The 15,681-nt window shown below is 57.1% G+C and carries 14 protein-coding genes; 6 read left to right on the top strand and 8 right to left on the bottom strand.

What is annotated here, in order from left to right; translation table 11 throughout:
- The first annotated feature begins 119 nt into the window (after positions 1-119).
- Complete coding sequence (locus tag EKM04_RS15060) at positions 120-2,453, top strand: methyl-accepting chemotaxis protein (RefSeq protein ID WP_183895444.1); 2,334 nt, start codon at positions 120-122, stop codon at positions 2,451-2,453.
- Positions 2,454-2,539: 86 nt separating this feature from the next.
- Here EKM04_RS15060 and EKM04_RS15055 read toward each other — a convergent pair whose 3' ends face one another.
- Positions 2,540-3,004, bottom strand: a complete 465-nt coding sequence (locus tag EKM04_RS15055; RefSeq protein WP_183895446.1) for a VOC family protein — start codon at positions 3,002-3,004, stop codon at positions 2,540-2,542.
- 97 nt (positions 3,005-3,101) lie between these two features.
- Here EKM04_RS15055 and soxR point away from each other — a divergent pair, with 97 nt between their 5' ends.
- The 3 genes from soxR (at position 3,102) to metF (ending at position 5,612) form a co-directional block, all read left to right on the top strand.
- On the top strand, positions 3,102-3,551 hold the full coding sequence (soxR, locus tag EKM04_RS15050; RefSeq protein ID WP_183895450.1) for a redox-sensitive transcriptional activator SoxR: 450 nt from the start codon (positions 3,102-3,104) through the stop codon (positions 3,549-3,551).
- Between the two features lie 149 nt (positions 3,552-3,700).
- On the top strand, positions 3,701-4,714 hold the full coding sequence (locus EKM04_RS15045; RefSeq protein ID WP_183895451.1) for an ArsR/SmtB family transcription factor: 1,014 nt from the start codon (positions 3,701-3,703) through the stop codon (positions 4,712-4,714).
- A 1-nt stretch (position 4,715) separates the two neighbouring features.
- Complete coding sequence (metF, locus tag EKM04_RS15040; protein ID WP_174153540.1) at positions 4,716-5,612, top strand: methylenetetrahydrofolate reductase [NAD(P)H]; 897 nt, start codon at positions 4,716-4,718, stop codon at positions 5,610-5,612.
- Positions 5,613-6,042: 430 nt separating this feature from the next.
- Here metF and EKM04_RS15035 read toward each other — a convergent pair whose 3' ends face one another.
- The 7 genes from EKM04_RS15035 to EKM04_RS15005 all read right to left on the bottom strand — a co-directional run bounded on the left by EKM04_RS15035 (position 6,043) and on the right by EKM04_RS15005 (position 13,691).
- Positions 6,043-7,269 carry a lytic murein transglycosylase gene (locus tag EKM04_RS15035; protein ID WP_183895452.1) on the bottom strand — a complete coding sequence of 409 codons (1,227 nt, stop codon included), beginning with the start codon at positions 7,267-7,269 and terminating at the stop codon, positions 6,043-6,045.
- Between the two features lie 169 nt (positions 7,270-7,438).
- A complete protein-coding gene (locus EKM04_RS15030; protein WP_174153538.1) occupies positions 7,439-8,230 on the bottom strand; it encodes a glycoside hydrolase family 25 protein in 792 nt (263 codons plus the stop codon).
- 147 nt (positions 8,231-8,377) lie between these two features.
- Positions 8,378-9,055, bottom strand: coding sequence for a class I SAM-dependent methyltransferase (locus EKM04_RS15025; protein ID WP_183895453.1), 678 nt, complete (start codon positions 9,053-9,055; stop codon positions 8,378-8,380).
- Complete coding sequence (locus EKM04_RS15020; RefSeq protein ID WP_183895454.1) at positions 9,052-10,302, bottom strand: BtaA family protein; 1,251 nt, start codon at positions 10,300-10,302, stop codon at positions 9,052-9,054. The genes EKM04_RS15025 and EKM04_RS15020 overlap by 4 nt, the downstream gene beginning before the upstream one ends.
- A 213-nt stretch (positions 10,303-10,515) precedes the next feature.
- Complete coding sequence (locus EKM04_RS15015) at positions 10,516-11,550, bottom strand: lytic transglycosylase domain-containing protein (protein WP_183895455.1); 1,035 nt, start codon at positions 11,548-11,550, stop codon at positions 10,516-10,518.
- A gap of 123 nt (positions 11,551-11,673) precedes the next feature.
- Positions 11,674-12,309, bottom strand: a complete 636-nt coding sequence (locus tag EKM04_RS15010) for a LysE family translocator (RefSeq protein WP_183895456.1) — start codon at positions 12,307-12,309, stop codon at positions 11,674-11,676.
- Between the two features lie 170 nt (positions 12,310-12,479).
- The gene (locus EKM04_RS15005; RefSeq protein ID WP_183895457.1) at positions 12,480-13,691 is read right to left on the bottom strand and encodes a pyrophosphate--fructose-6-phosphate 1-phosphotransferase; all 1,212 of its coding nucleotides are present in this window, start codon (positions 13,689-13,691) and stop codon (positions 12,480-12,482) included.
- Between the two features lie 311 nt (positions 13,692-14,002).
- On the opposite strand from EKM04_RS15005, the gene EKM04_RS15000 reads away from it, so the two are divergent.
- Both EKM04_RS15000 and EKM04_RS14995 read left to right on the top strand, forming a co-directional pair.
- Positions 14,003-14,743 carry a J domain-containing protein gene (locus tag EKM04_RS15000; RefSeq protein ID WP_183895689.1) on the top strand — a complete coding sequence of 247 codons (741 nt, stop codon included), beginning with the start codon at positions 14,003-14,005 and terminating at the stop codon, positions 14,741-14,743.
- Complete coding sequence (locus EKM04_RS14995) at positions 14,740-15,507, top strand: N-acetylmuramoyl-L-alanine amidase (protein ID WP_183895458.1); 768 nt, start codon at positions 14,740-14,742, stop codon at positions 15,505-15,507. The genes EKM04_RS15000 and EKM04_RS14995 overlap by 4 nt, the downstream gene beginning before the upstream one ends.
- The last annotated feature ends 174 nt before the right edge of the window (positions 15,508-15,681 follow it).

Raw genomic sequence — 15,681 nt, 5'->3', positions numbered from 1 at the left:
AGTAAAATCGCAAAAACTGTTACAAAATAAAATCATTGCGGAATGTTTTCGAGCGATTTACCGTTTTTTTAAGGGAGACATGTCAGATATTTGACCATTCATTGTTTGGTGGGGCTGACATGTTATCTATTAGAAATGCTTTGACGGGTGCTTTCGTCGTCGTCAGTGTTGCGCTGGCCGGTATTGTTGGTAAATCGACTTTCAACGCTTATTCTCTTTATCAATCCCAAACGACGGCTGCCGACCTGACGAGTGTCGACAAGGCCCTGTTCAGCACACTTCTGGCTTTCCGAAGTGAACGTGGCGACACCGGCACAGCCTTGCAGCTGCCGCGCTCTGCCGCAACGGCGACGATCGAAAGTGTAAAGACGGCGCGCGCCAAGGTCGATACGGCAATGGCCGCGGCTGCGGCTGCGATGGGCAGCGTCGGTTCCGCAGAGGTCGTCGCGGCTTTCGCCAACACTAAGGCGATCTACGACCGCGTTTTGGCCCAGCGCCAGAAAATCGATACGGCTCTGACTGTTGAGCCTGACGCTCGTCCAAAGGATGTTGCCACTCAGTCCTTTGATCTCGGCACGGAGTTTCTGGCAGGGCTTGAAAAGGCGTCTGTCGTCGTTGAAAGCGGTATTCGGACCGCGGATCCGACGATGGTCGGACTGGTTCAGACGCGCGCATTTGCCTGGGCTGCACGCTCCAACGGCGGTACCTCTGCTGTTGTCATGAATGTTCCTATCGCTGGCAAACGACCGTTCAACAACGAAGAGACCTTGAAGCTTGCTGGCAGCGATGCCGCGATGGCCATGGCATGGAGCTCAGTCAAGGTGCTTGTCGATCATCCGGGCACATCGCCTGCGCTGAAAAATGCTGTTGCTACGGCTGAAACCGGCTACTTCTCCGGCGACCTTTCCAAGTGGCGGGCCGATATCGTCAGCAAAATGCGCGACGGGCAAGTCAGTCCTGTCGGCATCGATGAATGGCGCGAGAAAATTACCGCAGCGCTCGGCACCGTTGCCGCGGTGGCATCGCTCGCGATGGATGAGTTGACCTCTCAGGCGACGGCCCAGAGAGATGCAGCCCTTGTTTCCCTGATCATCTACGGCAGCATGCTTGCCATGACGTTGGCAATCGCTGCGGCCGGCATGTACATCGTGATGGGTCGCGTTGTCCGGCCGATCTCCCGTTTGACTGCGTGCATGGGTTCGCTGGCCGCTGGAAATCTGGACGTCACGATCCCCGGTTCCAACCGTCGGGACGAAATCGGAGGTATGGCCAGCTCCGTGGAAGTGTTTCGCGAGGCGGCCATTCGCAACAAACAGCTCGAGGAAGAGGCCGAGGTCAACCGCAAGCGCTCGGAAGAAGAGCGTGAGACGATGCAGCGGGCGGCAGAAGCCGAAACCGAGGCACGTCTGGTTCAGGCAACCAGCACCTTCGCCGCCAGCATGAAGCGTCTTGCGTCCGGCGATCTTCTCTGTGAGTTGAACGAACCGCTGACATCGCAATTCGAAACATTGCGTGTCGACTTCAACAGCTCGGTGCGCCAGTTGCGTGAAACGCTTGCTAGCGTCGGCCGGTCCGTATCGACAGTCACCAGCGGTTCGCACGAAATATCATCCGCGTCTGACGATCTGGCCAAGCGCACGGAGCAGCAGGCAGCGTCTCTCGAAGAGACGGCTGCGGCCCTCGAACAGATTACCGCCAATGTCACCTCGACTTCGAAGCGCTCGGCCGAAGCCCGTGGCGTGGTGCGGACCGCCAAGGAAAAGGCCAGCAATTCCGGCGATGTGGTTCGCAATGCTGTTGCCGCGATGGAGAAGATCGAAGACTCATCCAAGCAGATCGGTCAGATCATCGGCGTCATTGACGAGATCGCCTTCCAGACCAACCTTTTGGCGCTGAATGCCGGTGTTGAAGCGGCGCGGGCCGGCGAAGCGGGTAAGGGGTTCGCTGTCGTCGCGCAAGAGGTGCGTGAGTTGGCGCAGCGGTCTGCAAAGGCGGCCAAGGAGATCAAGGAACTGATTGGCAATTCCGCAGTGGCGGTGGGCGAGGGCGTGCGTCTGGTCAGCGACACGGGCGCCGGGCTTGGCGAGATTGCGGAGCTGGTGCAGACGGTCAATGTTCATATGGAAGCAATCGCTACAGCGGCTCAAGAGCAGTCCGTCGGGCTTGCCGAAGTGAACACAGCGGTCAACCATATGGATCAGGCAACGCAACAGAACGCCGCGATGGTGGAAGAGATGAATGCCGCCGGTGCCTCGCTTGCGCAGGAAAGTGCCAATCTGAACGACCTTCTTTCTAACTTCCAGCTGGGTCAGCAGGATGGTCGCAGACAGGCCTCCGTGGCACGCACAGTCCCTCAGCCCGCGCGCCCGGCAGCCGGCCCTGCGCGTCGCAGCGTTCCGATGAGCCATGGCAATGCCGCACTGGCGGTAAAGTCGGACTGGGAAGAGTTCTGAGTTCAAGATACGAGAACTTGAAAGAGGCGGCGATGTCCGCCTCTTTTTCTATGTAAGGCTCAGATCTTCGATGGAATGCGGTACCTTTAGCCTTTCGCGAGTCCGTCCCATTCCGAAAGCGTCATCATCCCAGGAATGTCTGGCCGAGGTTTGCCCGGCAGCATCGTGATATATTCCAACTGGTGGCCGTCAGGATCGTCAAAATAGACGTTGGCGGATGGCATCCAGGGGAAGACGCTGGGCTCATGGATCTCGACGCCTGCGCCACTTCGCGGAACGACTCGCTTCGAGCGCAAGTAGGCGGGGGCTTCTATCACCTGATCCAGTGTCGTCCGGAATGCGACGTGGAGCCTCATCTGCAGGGGTGAGCTGCGGATCGACCAGAGGCCCAGCATGGATGTCTCGAGCCCGCCGATCCAGAAGAAGGTGACGTCTCGGTCTGGTATGGTATGCGCGAGCTCCAGGCCGACGACATCGCGGTAGAAATCGATCGAGCGTTCGAGATCCGACACGGTCAGATGCGTCTCGTAGAGACCGTTGACGGCGATCATGTTCATCTCCTTTTATCGCGCTGGCTTGACTGTCAGACGCTTGATTGAGGCCATGATAGGGTTCATACGACCTCAACAATGGTTGAGGTCAAGAGGCATGGTTGTGAAACTGGATGTTCATCGGGAACTATCGGTCGGCGAGGTGGCCAAGCGCTGTGGCATTGCGGTTTCGACCCTTCATTTCTACGAGGCGAAAGGGCTGCTATCGGCGTCTCGCAATGCCGGCAACCAAAGGCGTTATCCACGCGAGGTGTTACGGCGTGTGGCCGTGATTAAAATTGCCCAGCAGGCTGGCATACCGCTTGCGGATATTCGCCAAGCCTTATCGGCACTGCCGAATGGGCGAACGCCGAATGCAGAAGATTGGAAAGGTCTGGCCGTCGCATGGCGCTCAGAACTGCAAGAGCGTATCGATATGCTGACGCAATTGAGGGACGATCTTGAAGGGTGCATCGGCTGCGGCTGTCTGTCCGTAAAGGACTGTCCCTTGCGCAATCCCGGTGACATCCTTGCGGGTAAGGGACGCGGCGCCGTCTTGCTCGAGTGATGGTTCGAAGCGCCATCCTAGGATATCTCAAAAAACGTGGCATAGGCATCTATTGAGATTTTCTGAGGTGCGGCTCGCTCCCCATCTTGCATATCTCGACTAAACGTATAAACATATCTTTATATGTTGATTGAATTGAGGTTTGTGTATTGGCTCTGGGGCTTGATAATCTGGTAGGGCTACTGAAAGCGGCAGGCGAGCCGACACGCTTTCGGCTGCTTGCGCTTTTGTCGGCGGGCGACCTGACGGTCACCGACCTGACTGAAATACTCGGTCAATCACAACCGCGTATTTCGCGCCATTTGAAGCTGCTGGCCGAAGAAGATCTGATTGACCGCTATCAGGAAGGTGCCTGGGCTTACTTCCGTTTGAAGCAGGACGGCAAGGCTGCTGGCATGGTTAAACAGGTTCTTTCTGTCGCATCTCCCAATGATGCGGTCCTCCAGCGCGACTTTGAGCGCCTGTCTTCCGTCAAGCGGGTGAGGGCGGAGCGTGCGCAGGACTATTTCAGCCGCAATGCGTCTGCCTGGGATGAACTGCGCCGTTTGCATGTGAGTGATGATGCGGTGGAAACTGCGCTTCTGAAACTCATCGGGACCACCCCGGTGGATTCCATGCTGGACCTTGGCACCGGCACGGGTCGCATTCTTCAGTTGTGTAGCGGTATCTACCGCCGCGCCATTGGCATCGATGCCAGCCGCGATATGCTGGCTGTTGCTCGCTCCAATCTCGACAAGGCTGGTGTTGCGAACGCTTCCGTGCGCCACGGCGATATTCTGAACCTGCCGCTGGAAAGCCAGGATTTCGATCTCGTCGTGGTTCACCAAGTGTTGCACTTCCTGGACCATCCTGAAATGGCGCTGACTGAGGCCGCGCGCATGTTGCGCCCCAATGGCCGGCTCGTGATTATTGATCTGGCGCCCCACAAACTCGAATATCTGCGAGAAGAACACGCACATGTTCGCCTCGGTTTTTCGCATCAAACCATGGAAGAATGGCTGAAAAAGGCAGGGCTTTCGCCCGAGAAAGCGGTTGATCTGCATTCCGGCAATGCCTCTGCCCAGTCACTCGACGTTACAATCTGGGTCGCACGCGATCCACGCCTGCTGATGGCCGGCGAGGAGCCGATGAATGCACCGCTTTTTTCCGCCGGGAGGGCATGACATGACGAAGACTGAGGCAGACCGCCACGTGACTGAAAATTTCAAACTGTCCTTCGAGTTCTTCCCGCCGAAGAATGCGGACATGGACGTGCAGCTATGGGAGACGGTCGAGGAGCTTTCCCGCTGGAATCCTGACTTTGTATCCGTCACCTACGGTGCAGGTGGCACGACGAAGGCACCGACACTGGTGGCTGTCGATCGCATGATATCGGTGGCTGGTTTGCCCACAGCCTCGCATCTGACATGCGTTGATGCCAGCAAGCAGGAGGTCCACGATGTGGTGGAAGAACTCCGAGCGATCGGCGTCAAGCGTTTCGTGGCACTGCGCGGCGACCCTGCCACCGGTCCAGGCACGGCTTACAAGCCACACCCGGACGGGTACGAAAATGCCGCCGCCCTCGTACGGGGCTTGCGTGAGCTCGGTGATTTCGAGATTTCCGTGTCGGCCTATCCCGAAAAGCACCCGGAAAGCGAAAGCGATTCTGTCGATATCGACATGCTGAAACGCAAGGCCGACAATGGCGCAACGCGGGCGCTCACACAGTTCTTTTTCGACAATGATATTTTCGAGCGTTACATGGAGCGTGTGACCAAAGCCGGTATCAGCATTCCCGTGGTTCCCGGTATCATGCCGATCCAGAACCTGACGCAGTTGAAGCGATTTGCCGGTCGTTGCGGAACCAGCGTTCCCGCGTTTCTGGACGATCGTTTTGCCGGTTACGATGATGATGCGATCGGCCGCGCTAGGGTGGCGGCAGATGTTGCTGCCGAACAGATCCTCGATCTACAACGGCGTGGCCTGAATGAATTCCACCTCTACACCATGAACCGTGCGCCGCTGGTGAACGCGGTTCTGGAGAACGTCGGCTATCGTCCAATGCGGAAATCCGCAGCGTAAAGTCGGCGTTACATCTTCAGAACGAACAAAACGCAGGTTTCGAAAAACCTGCGTTTTTTTAATGGCAATTTGTAATCAACTGCTTGATGTGGCCGATAACTCCAAGGTGCGTGTCAGATGAACAACATCACTCCAACAAACGCGAACGCCACACCCACTGCTAAGGCATTAAGAGAATTTGTAAGTCCCATGCTCTGCCTCCTTTACGTTGACAGTAATCATTATGACCCTTTTGTGTCTCTTGAAAAGCGAAATCTATATTGCGTCGCACACGAAAACGGCAATGATTTCTGAGGCTTTGCAGCCAATGCGTTGAAAAACAACTTATATTACGGTCTGAAAAACTCAGTGCAAACTGCAAAAAAAGTAAACGGCCGTGGTTAATGCCACAGCCGTCCATCGCAATCCGTCAGAATCGGATACAAAGTTTTTAAAGAGCATCCAGAAGCGCGCGGGTTGGCCATCCATCGGCGGGTAGGCCGAGGCGCTGCTGTTCACGCTGTACGGCGATGCGTGTACCCGATCCGAGGATGCCATCGATCTTGCCGACGTCATGGGTCTTGGCATCGAGCTTGGTCTGAAGTTCCTTCATCGCGGTATCGTCAAGGCCGGGCTCAGGATTGCCCTTGGCATAAACCGGTGCGCCCATGAAGCGGGTCGCGAAATAGGCGGCCGAGGTGGTGTAGATGAAGGACTGATTCCATTCCAAGTATATGTTGAAGTTGGGGTAGGTTATGAAGGCCGGGCCTTTGCGACCCTGTGGCAGGATAAGGGCTGCGGGCAGGGCGCCGAAGTTCTTGTTGCCATCCTTTGGCGCAACACCGAGATTGAACCATTCGCTTGCTGTCAGCGTACCGCCGAGGCCGGATTTTTCCCAAGGCAGGTTCTCCGGTACGGACACTTCCTGAATCCAGGGCTCGCCCTTCTTGAAGCCAAGATGCTGGATGAATTTGGCAGCCGTCAAAATAGCGTCCGGGCTGCTCGCCTTGACGTTGACGTGACCATCGCCATCACCATCCACGCCGAATGCGATGATATCCTTGGGCAGCATCTGCACTTGGCCGATTTCACCAGCCCAGGCACCCGTGTTGGTGGCCGGATCGAGATCGCCGTGCTGAACCATTTCGGTAAGCGCAATCAGTTGCGGGCGGAATAGCTCCGGGCGGCGGCAATCATGCGACAGCGTGACCAGCGCGTTGCGGGTGTTGAAATCGCCCTGAACCGCGCCAAAGTCCGTTTCCATGGCCCAAAAGGCTGCAATCACACCTGCAGGCACGCCATACTCGTCTTCGGCACGCTTGAAGGCTGCGGAGTGCTCCTGAATCTTCTTGCGGCCCATGTCGAGGCGGCCCTGGCTGACAGTGCGCTGGGAAAATTCAAGGAAGGTCTGGCGGAACACGCCCTGAGCGCGGTCACGCGACAGAACCTTCTGGTCGATCTGCGCGCCAGCCAGCGCCTTGTCCACGGCTTCTGCTGGAACGCCCTTGCCCACGGCTTCTGTCTTTACGCCTTGTAGGAAGGTGTTGAGATCACCGCCGCAGGCCACCTGTTTCGGGTCATCCGGAGACGCCACGGGAGTGATGGCGAGCGCCGAGCCGCAGGACAAGGTAAAAAAGGTGGCAGCGAGTGCGAGGCTGCGTGGCGAAAAGCTGGACATCAGAATTCCTCAAATGTGCGATTTAAACCATGCGTTCGCCAAGCTTTGTGGCGGAAGCGTGGGCAAGACGATGGAAAAGCACCAACAGACGTGATGTTTCCAACGCCATGTCTTCGGTCGACAGCACATCTGCTGGAATTACCGCAGAAATCAAGTTGAAATCGATGGGTTAGCCGCGCGGCTGGTTCGCAGATGCCACCCATGTGCGCCAGTTCTTTTCCGAGCCGGCGAAGACATTGATATCTGTCGGCGTGCTGATGCCGGGAATGACGCCGGTGCCGGTATATTGCCAGAACGCCCATTGGCGGTCGCTGTAGATCTGGGCGGGGTGAGCGGCCACGGAGCGGACCCAGAACGGGTAGTTCTTGAACTGGCCGACCAGATTGTCGCGGTGGAAATCAACACTGGTATAGATGATCGGGCGCTTGCCGTAGTGGCGTTCGATGCGGGTGAGGAACTGCTGTATCTCGGCACGGACCACCTCTGGTGAAGGCCGTGTCTTGCAGGTTGGGGAGGCGGGGTTCCATTCGACGTCCAGGACCGGCGGAAGTTTCATCGCCTCTTTGGGCACGGTGCGAATGAACCAGTCTGCCTGGGCATCCGCCGTCGCGCAGAAATAATAGAAGTGGTAGGGCGCGTGCGCCACGCCTGCGGCTGACGCTTCGCGCCAATATTCGTCGAAGCGTGCATCGACACGGTCCGTACCTTCGGTTGCCTTGATGAAGGCAAAGGAGACGCCGGATTTGCGCACGGTTGCCCAGTCGATATCCCCATTCCACTTGGACACGTCGATACCGTGTACCTCATGCTTGTGGGGTGAGCGCGCGCCGAAATCCTGTGGATCATTATCCTTGAAGCGCGGCTTGCCGACGGAAGCGGTTTCGAGGAAATCATAACTGGTGGAGGTGCAGCCGCTCAACAGGAGGATGGACACGAAAAGAGCCGGAAGTAGCCGCTGCATGATGATCCCAGTGAAACGAATGAAAGTCCGCGCCGGTCGCCCCGGAGAGGCGCCGTAATCTCCTGTTTACCATAACAGGGTAAACAAGCCGTTATGGCAAGACGGATGACGGGAAATTCAATGCTTTACCGTTGACCGCAGCTGTTTTCAGGCCTCTGGCAAGGTCATGACAGCGCGCCACGCGTATCCTCGCGCAATCGGCTGGAATTCCAACGCAACGTTGGCGCTGCCGGCGAAAGCTTCCAGCACATATCGCATATTGGCACGGGGCGTGACGTGAAACTTGGTCAACCAGGCCTGTAGCAAAGTCCGGAACGGGCGTGGCAGGCCTTCCTGTTGCCCGAAATCCACGATGTGCAGGGAACCACCGGGCGCAAGTGACGCCAGCGCGCGTTCCACTGCCTTTTCCCATTCCGGTATCATCGATACGGCATAGGAAATCATGATTCGGTCAAAACCATCGTTGCGAGCAAATTCGCTGAGCCTGAAGGTCGTGGCATCTGAGACGCGCAACACAGGCCTTTCCTGCCTCCCGGCGAAGGTTTCGGCAGCCGTCGTCAGCATTTCCGCCGAGATATCAAGGCCGTAAATCTTTGCAGTCGGGAAAAGTTTGGATGCTCGAAGAAGATTGCGGCCGGTGCCACAGCCGATTTCCAGCAAGCTGCCGCCTTGCGGGATATCGAGTTTGTCGATGGTGGTGTCGCGGCCCAGCAGATAATATTTGCGCGTCAGATCATAGATGTGTCGCTGGTTGCGATACATCTTGTCCATCAGGTTGGCGTGGTTGACATCACGAAGGCTGACATTGTCACCGATGCTTTTCATGCCTGCGCCCTCTGATAGATATGGAAGCCACCATAAATGGCGGAGCGGTCACGCGCGTTGAGTTCCTGCGAGCGCTCGGCGAGATAGGACCATTGGGCGCGGATATCGGGTGACAGGCGGCCTTCGATGACGCTCTTTTCGGCAGCCGTGCGGAAAATGACGCGGGCGTCTGGCCCCGCCGTACGGCTGATCTGCGACCAGAGTTCATTGATCTGCGTGTCCGTCATCCAGTCCTGCGCGTCCAGAAGAACGTAGCGGTCGACAGAAGATGCCGGTTTGGAGGTCAGCAGTTCTGTAAAGGTGGCGTGGTGTACGGAAACGCGTGCGGCATTTCTGCGGATGGCGGGATAGTAATCGGTGCGCAGATAATCGGGAAGGTTGCCCTCCTGCGCTTGCGGATAACGGCGCACAAAGGCCTGCCAGGCGAAGTAATTGTCTTTCAGCGGGAAATCACAGGCGAGCTTTTCAAGACGCTGGCGAAGAACCGGAGCAATCGTGTTGCCGTCCGAAAGGCTGGCGAGCTCATCGTATTGGCGTGGTGGAATGCCGAGGCCGAAGAGCGAGCTCTTGCGCTTCGTCAGCCAGCGGATCATCGGCTTGTCGAAGAGCGGCGCGACTTTCTCGTTGAAGAACTGACGTTGCTCATCCATCGAACGGGCATTGGCCATGTCCTGAAGCTTCACACCGTGCAGGCGGGCCAGAACGTGACCTATGCCAATGAAGCGGCCGAGCAAGCCGGTGCGATAGATGTTGCCGTTGAACACAGAAATCCGACGGCGGCCGGTCATCTTGCGTTTCGACCAATAGGCGCGTGTCTGCGGGTCGAGGTTTGGGGCAATGAAACGATCGTAGCCTTCGCTGTTGGAGCGCACGTTGGCGTGACCGAACTGGCGCACGACGTCGCCATGATTCGGCAGGTGGCGGAACGCTGCGAGCTTCAACTTGTTGAGGGCGATGTGGTGCGGATTGAGATCCACCACATCGATGCGAGATGGATTGCGCGACAGGTAGGCAAGGACGTTACAGCCGCCTGAACCGATGGTGACGATGCTGTGGCCATCGCGCAGCTCCATCGCCTGCATATCGACCTCAGGGTCTTCCCAGATTTGCGGGTAGACCAGACCGGAAAACAAAACACCGAACAGGCGCTCCGACAGGCCGCTGATGGACAGAGCCTTGTGTTGGAGCAGCGCTGTCTTCAGTTTCACGTTTTTGCTGAAACCGGTTTTCGGCGCGACACTGGTCATCTGATTCCACCTCTCATTCGGTTGAGAGGCGTTTAACCGCGAGACGCAACAGTTTGATGACGAGGCGGTGGTCAGGTGTTTATGTCGCCGTTAGATTGGCATGGGGGCTGTATCCAGCAGCGATACGTCCGCATGTCTTTGACGGCCAGGTCGATCAAGGACTTGATCTTAACTGTTCTCGAGCCAATGAGGGTAGAGGGTTGTGTCGCCAGGCTACTTGCGCAAAACGTGCAGCATGCCCTTGCGCTTGGCGTCGTAATAGTAGCCGCGGGCGTAAAGACGGACGGCGTTATCACGATCGTTGTCGGCCACCAGCCATGCACCACTGAGATATTTCACGGCGTATTTCAGGTTGGTCTCGGCGTCGAAGAGGCCTGAGGCGGGGCCGTCGAAGCCCATCGAGCGTGCCGTGGCGTGCTTGATCTGCATAAGGCCGAAATGGCCGCCGTTGACCGCATTTGGATTGTAGCGGCTCTCACGCATCACGACGCGGTGAACGAGATCTTCTGGCACGTTGTACATGGTGGCGTATTTGGTGATGAGGCCGCTAAGCTTCTGACGGCCAACCATCGATGGCGCATCCAGTGAAGGCGTGATGGCTTCCCGTGTGCTGATGGCGGCAAGAGCTGCATTTTGCGGCGCAGACGCATAGGCAAGCATCGCACCCTGCGGCTTTGGAACCGGGATGACACTCTGCTGCTTCATCATTTCTTCGGTCAGCGGAATGGCTGCCGCTGATGGGGTTCCGGGCGCGCCGGGTGCTGGCGGAAAGCTTCCCTTGAGCGCAACGACCTGCGGAAGCGCGGCACTCGCCGTCTGGTGAGCCAAGGCTGCTGCCGCCGGTGTCGTGGCGGCCGGTGCTGCAAGAGCGACCTGAGTAGCCGCCTGTGGCTGCAACTGCGTGTCTATGGCAGCAGCGGCTGCAATTTCGGATGCGGGGGGAAGTGCAACGCGGCCACCCTTGAGGGCGGTTGATGTTGGTAAGGTCGTTGCCGTGGAAGCGACTTGTGTGGCAACTGCCGCGGTTTCCGTCGTCGCTCCGGCTGCTGCCGTTGCAGGTGTCACACTTGCCATCTGGGTGGTGGTTGTGTCTGCCGATGTGGCCGTAACCGAGGCTATCTTCGGGTGCGATGGATCGCCCTTGGCCGAATATTCGACGCTTGTGCATCCTGCCAGTGACAGCGCAAGGCCCACTGTGGACGACATAAGAAGCGCCGATCTTCGACCAAAACTGCCTGAAAATTTCATGCTGCCGCCCTTGAGTGCGCCTGTCGCTCGATACCCCCGTTTCCAGCGAAGCAGGCAGTCCCTATCCGGCGATCATTAACCTATCGTAAGGTTTCGGGCAAGCGGCGACTTAACAGCAATGTCTTATGCAGCGATACGGCGGTATCCGGCGGTCACGGCGCGGCCAGCGATGAAGCTCTTTCGCTTTGAATTCTTTGCTTTTTTGCTAGCCGACATTCTCCGCACAGACGTGATCGTAAAGCGTGCGAAAGCCGCCTGCAGGCCAAGGCATACGAGCGCAATCAAGAGAAGGACCGACTGCATTTGCGTGACCATTTCAACGACGTCGCGGGTGCCGTTCAAAAACTGCATGAGGAAAGCGACGAAGAAGCCGAAATAACGCAAACGCAAAGCTGCCATCACGAAGCAATCCGAAAAGATGGTGCCGAAGGATTTTCCGCGCAGGTTATCGTTGTCGGCATTGGCTTCGCGCGCGGCGGGTGTCGCAATCGTCCACAGGGTAAACAGCATCAGCCAAGCCGTGCCGGCCCAGCGTGCGATGTCCACAAGCGTGGAGGGCAAGAGTTCTGCGCCGACGACGATAATGGAGGCGGCGGTAACCGTTGTGACGATGCCAAGTGTCGCGCCAGTGAGAGCTGCGACCATGGCGCGCTTGCCGCGTATGGCGGTATAGCTCGCGACTTTGAAGGACACGGGTGAGGGCAGTGCGAAAAGGATAGCGCAGGCCGAGCAGAACACCAGCCAGACTTGTGCGGACATATGCTTTCCTCCTAGCCCTCCCTGCACGTCATTTCTTTGTAACCTACAGTATCACCCCAGAAACCGAAACGCATTTCTGGGGTGATAGGTTCATAACGTCGAGAGCGGTGTGTTTACGCCACAGTTTGCGGTTCACAGCATCATGCGGCGTAAAGAGGCGCTTTTATGCTCTATGCCGCTTTGTAGGGCTGGCCAATGTGGTTCATGACCTCGCCAAACCACGGTGTCGATAGGTCGAAGTGCTTGCCGCCCTTGATGCGCGGAAATTCGATGGTGCGCAGCTTGCCGCCTTGGTCTTCGTCATGGCCGGTAACGCCCGAAACCTTGTTGAGTGCGCTTTCCACGGCCAGATCAACCATGCCCTGGATGAGCCGCAGGTCCTGGCCATTGGCGGGGGCGGAGCGCGCGTAATAGCCCGACTTTTGCACCATTGTGCGTTCCGCGCCGATCAGGCTGGCGAACTGCTTCTGGAACCACCCGCCAACATTGATGGTGTCGATCTTGACGTGACCGAAAGCATCACGCTTGACGGTTTCGCCGGATGCTTCGCGCTCGGCAACGATCGAATCAAGGCCTGCACCTTCAGAGACGAAGAGCGTGACGAAGCCCGTCTTTTCCATCGTCTTCTTCAGGCGCTCTGCCTCGGCCTGGATATCGAAGGCCATTTCCGGCAGATACAGACCATCGATGCTCTTTAGCTGTGGTCCCATCAACAGGCCATCGACATATTCATTGCCAGTGGTCTTTTGGATATAGGCCCGCGCCGTTGCCGCCGTCAGCCAGCCGCAGTGGCGCCCCATGACTTCGTGAATGACGAAGGTCTTGGGCGCTGCACTTTGTTCGTTGCTGACATTGTCGAAGAAGTTTGCGCCAACTTCCGCTGCAGTCCACGCGCCCAGCGACTGCTTGATAGGCACGACGTCGTTATCGACGGTTTTGGGAAGGCCGACAACGGTGAGGTTATAGCCATTGGCGCCGAGGTAGGCCGCAAGGTCCGCAGCCGTCGTGTTGGTGTCATCACCGCCAATGGTGTGCAAAATGGTGACGCCATCCTTTGCCAGACGGTCTGCCGCCACGGCCAAAGGGTTTTCACCTTCCTTGACGAGCCCGCGCTTGGCGCAGTCTGCGGCATTGGTCAGCTTCACACGGCTGTTGCCAATCGGCGAGCCGCCGTAGCGGTGCAAAAGGTGCGCTTTCTCGCGCATATCCTTGGTAATTTGAACGCTGTCGCCCAACAGAACGCCTTGATAACCGGAGCGATAGGCAACGATGTCAATGTCAGGCGCGATGTCGCTGTAGCGTTCGATCAGGCCACCCACGGCAGAGGAGAGGCATGGTGCAAGACCGCCTGCGGTCAACATTGCAACTTTCTGTTTGGCCATCGTGGCACTCCTTCGTGTTCATTCCAAAGATGTCGTAGGGCAAATGGATGCGGCAGCGAAACGAGCATGTAAAGTGAATTTCTCAAGAAAATCGGGCATTTCGCACCAATCTTCAAAGCGATTGAACGAGTTGGCTGATCTAATCGTTTCAATTGCTCGTACCAACTTCGTACTGCTTCCAGGCTGTGGAAAACCAGTGGCGTCGCGACGGAAACGACCCCGCCAAACCTCATCGCAAGATGAAGAAAAGTTAATGCCATGCGACCTTTATGTATATTGCAATCAGCAAGCGGGGCCGTATGCTTAAAGCCATGATGTATGATTTCGCCTGTTTGCAACTTTCATCGCTGTGGGAACGACTGCTTGGCGCAATAGGCGATGCGGCGGGCAATGTGCTGGGCCGCGTTATCGAAGCGGTCAGAACCGTGTTCGAAGGCGATCCGGAAACGCGCCGTCAGGTGTCGTTCTCGGTGGCAATCATTGCCCTGTCGGCCAAGATGGCCAAGGCCGACGGTATGGTCAATGATGCGGAGGTTCAGGCCTTCAGGCAGATATTCGATTTTCCCGAAGAAGAAGCCAAGAACGTTGCGCGACTTTATAACCTCGCGCGGCAGGATGTGGCCGGTTATGAGGCCTATGCCGAGCGTCTGTCCGGACTTTGCGGTTCCGGAGAGCAGAATTGCGAGATGCTGGAAAGCGTTATCGATGGCCTTTTCCACATCGCCAAGGCTGATGGTCTGATCCACGAGCGGGAATTGGCGTTCCTCGGCCGCATCGCGGACATCTTCCGAATCACCGAAGATCGTTTCGAGACAATCATGGCACGACATGTTCACATGGAGGGACGGGATCCTTACCGTGTGCTTGGTGTTTCGCCTGCAGACGATTTTCTCGATATTCGCAAGCGTTATCGCTCGCTTGTGGCTGAACACCACCCCGACAAACTCATTGCGCGCGGCGTTCCCATGGAATTGCACGCCGCTGCGAATGAGCGCATGGCTGCACTCAACGCCGCCTATGCGGCCATCGAGAAAGAACGCCGCGTCGCATGATTGATTTCCCTGCGGATTATGCGGGTGCCAGCGTCGTGCCTTCGCCCAACCACGGCGAACGGGTCGATGTCGACGGCCCTGACATGATTATTCTCCATTACACGGGAATGGGAACCGCAGACAGCGCATTGTCATGGCTGTGCAATGCCGAAAGCCAGGTTTCCAGCCACTATTTCGTCTTTGAAGACGGTCGCATCATGCAGCTTGTGCCGGAACGACGTCGTGCTTGGCATGCGGGCAAAAGCTCCTGGGGTGGGCTGGCGGATATCAACTCACGCTCTATAGGCATCGAGATTGCCAATGCAGGGCACCCGGCGGGTCTTCCTGACTTTCCGAAAGCACAGATCGATGCGGTGATCGAATTGTGTCGAGATTGCGGCGCCAGATGGTCCATCGCGCCGGAACGGGTGCTCGGTCACTCCGATATCGCACCTGTGAGGAAAATCGATCCGGGCGAAAAATTTCCATGGGACATCCTGTCGCAACAGGGGGTCGGTCACTGGGTTCCATCCGCACCCATCGGTGGCGGAAGGTTTTTCCAGCGCGGCGATAGCGGGCAACCCGTGGAAGCCCTGCAATCAATGCTGTCGCTCTATGGATACGCTGTTGAAATCACGGGTGATTACTGTGAGAAGACCGAGGGCGTCATTGCCGCTTTCCAGCGCCACTTCAGGCCATCGCTGGTCGATGGCATTGCCGATTTTTCAACTATCGACACGCTGCACCGGCTGATTGCCGCATTGCCGAAATTTCGTGGCGTCTGAGCGCTTTTATTGAAAATCTGTTCCAGAAAAAGAGTTGAAAGCGGGCCTTTGTTGCGCCTTGCCACAGTATATCCTTATTGGGCCACTTAATACGTCTCACAAACCAGCGATCTGCTTCAATGTGAAACGGTGATCGTGAGTATCAATGATGAAGACGTGCGAAGGATTGTTCTG

The sequence above is a fragment of the Rhizobium skierniewicense Ch11 genome, from assembly GCF_023757665.1.
Taxonomy (GTDB): Bacteria; Pseudomonadota; Alphaproteobacteria; order Rhizobiales; family Rhizobiaceae; genus Agrobacterium; species Agrobacterium skierniewicense.
The sequence above is the reverse complement of the archived record's forward strand: the minus strand, read 5'-3'. Positions and strand labels throughout refer to the sequence as shown.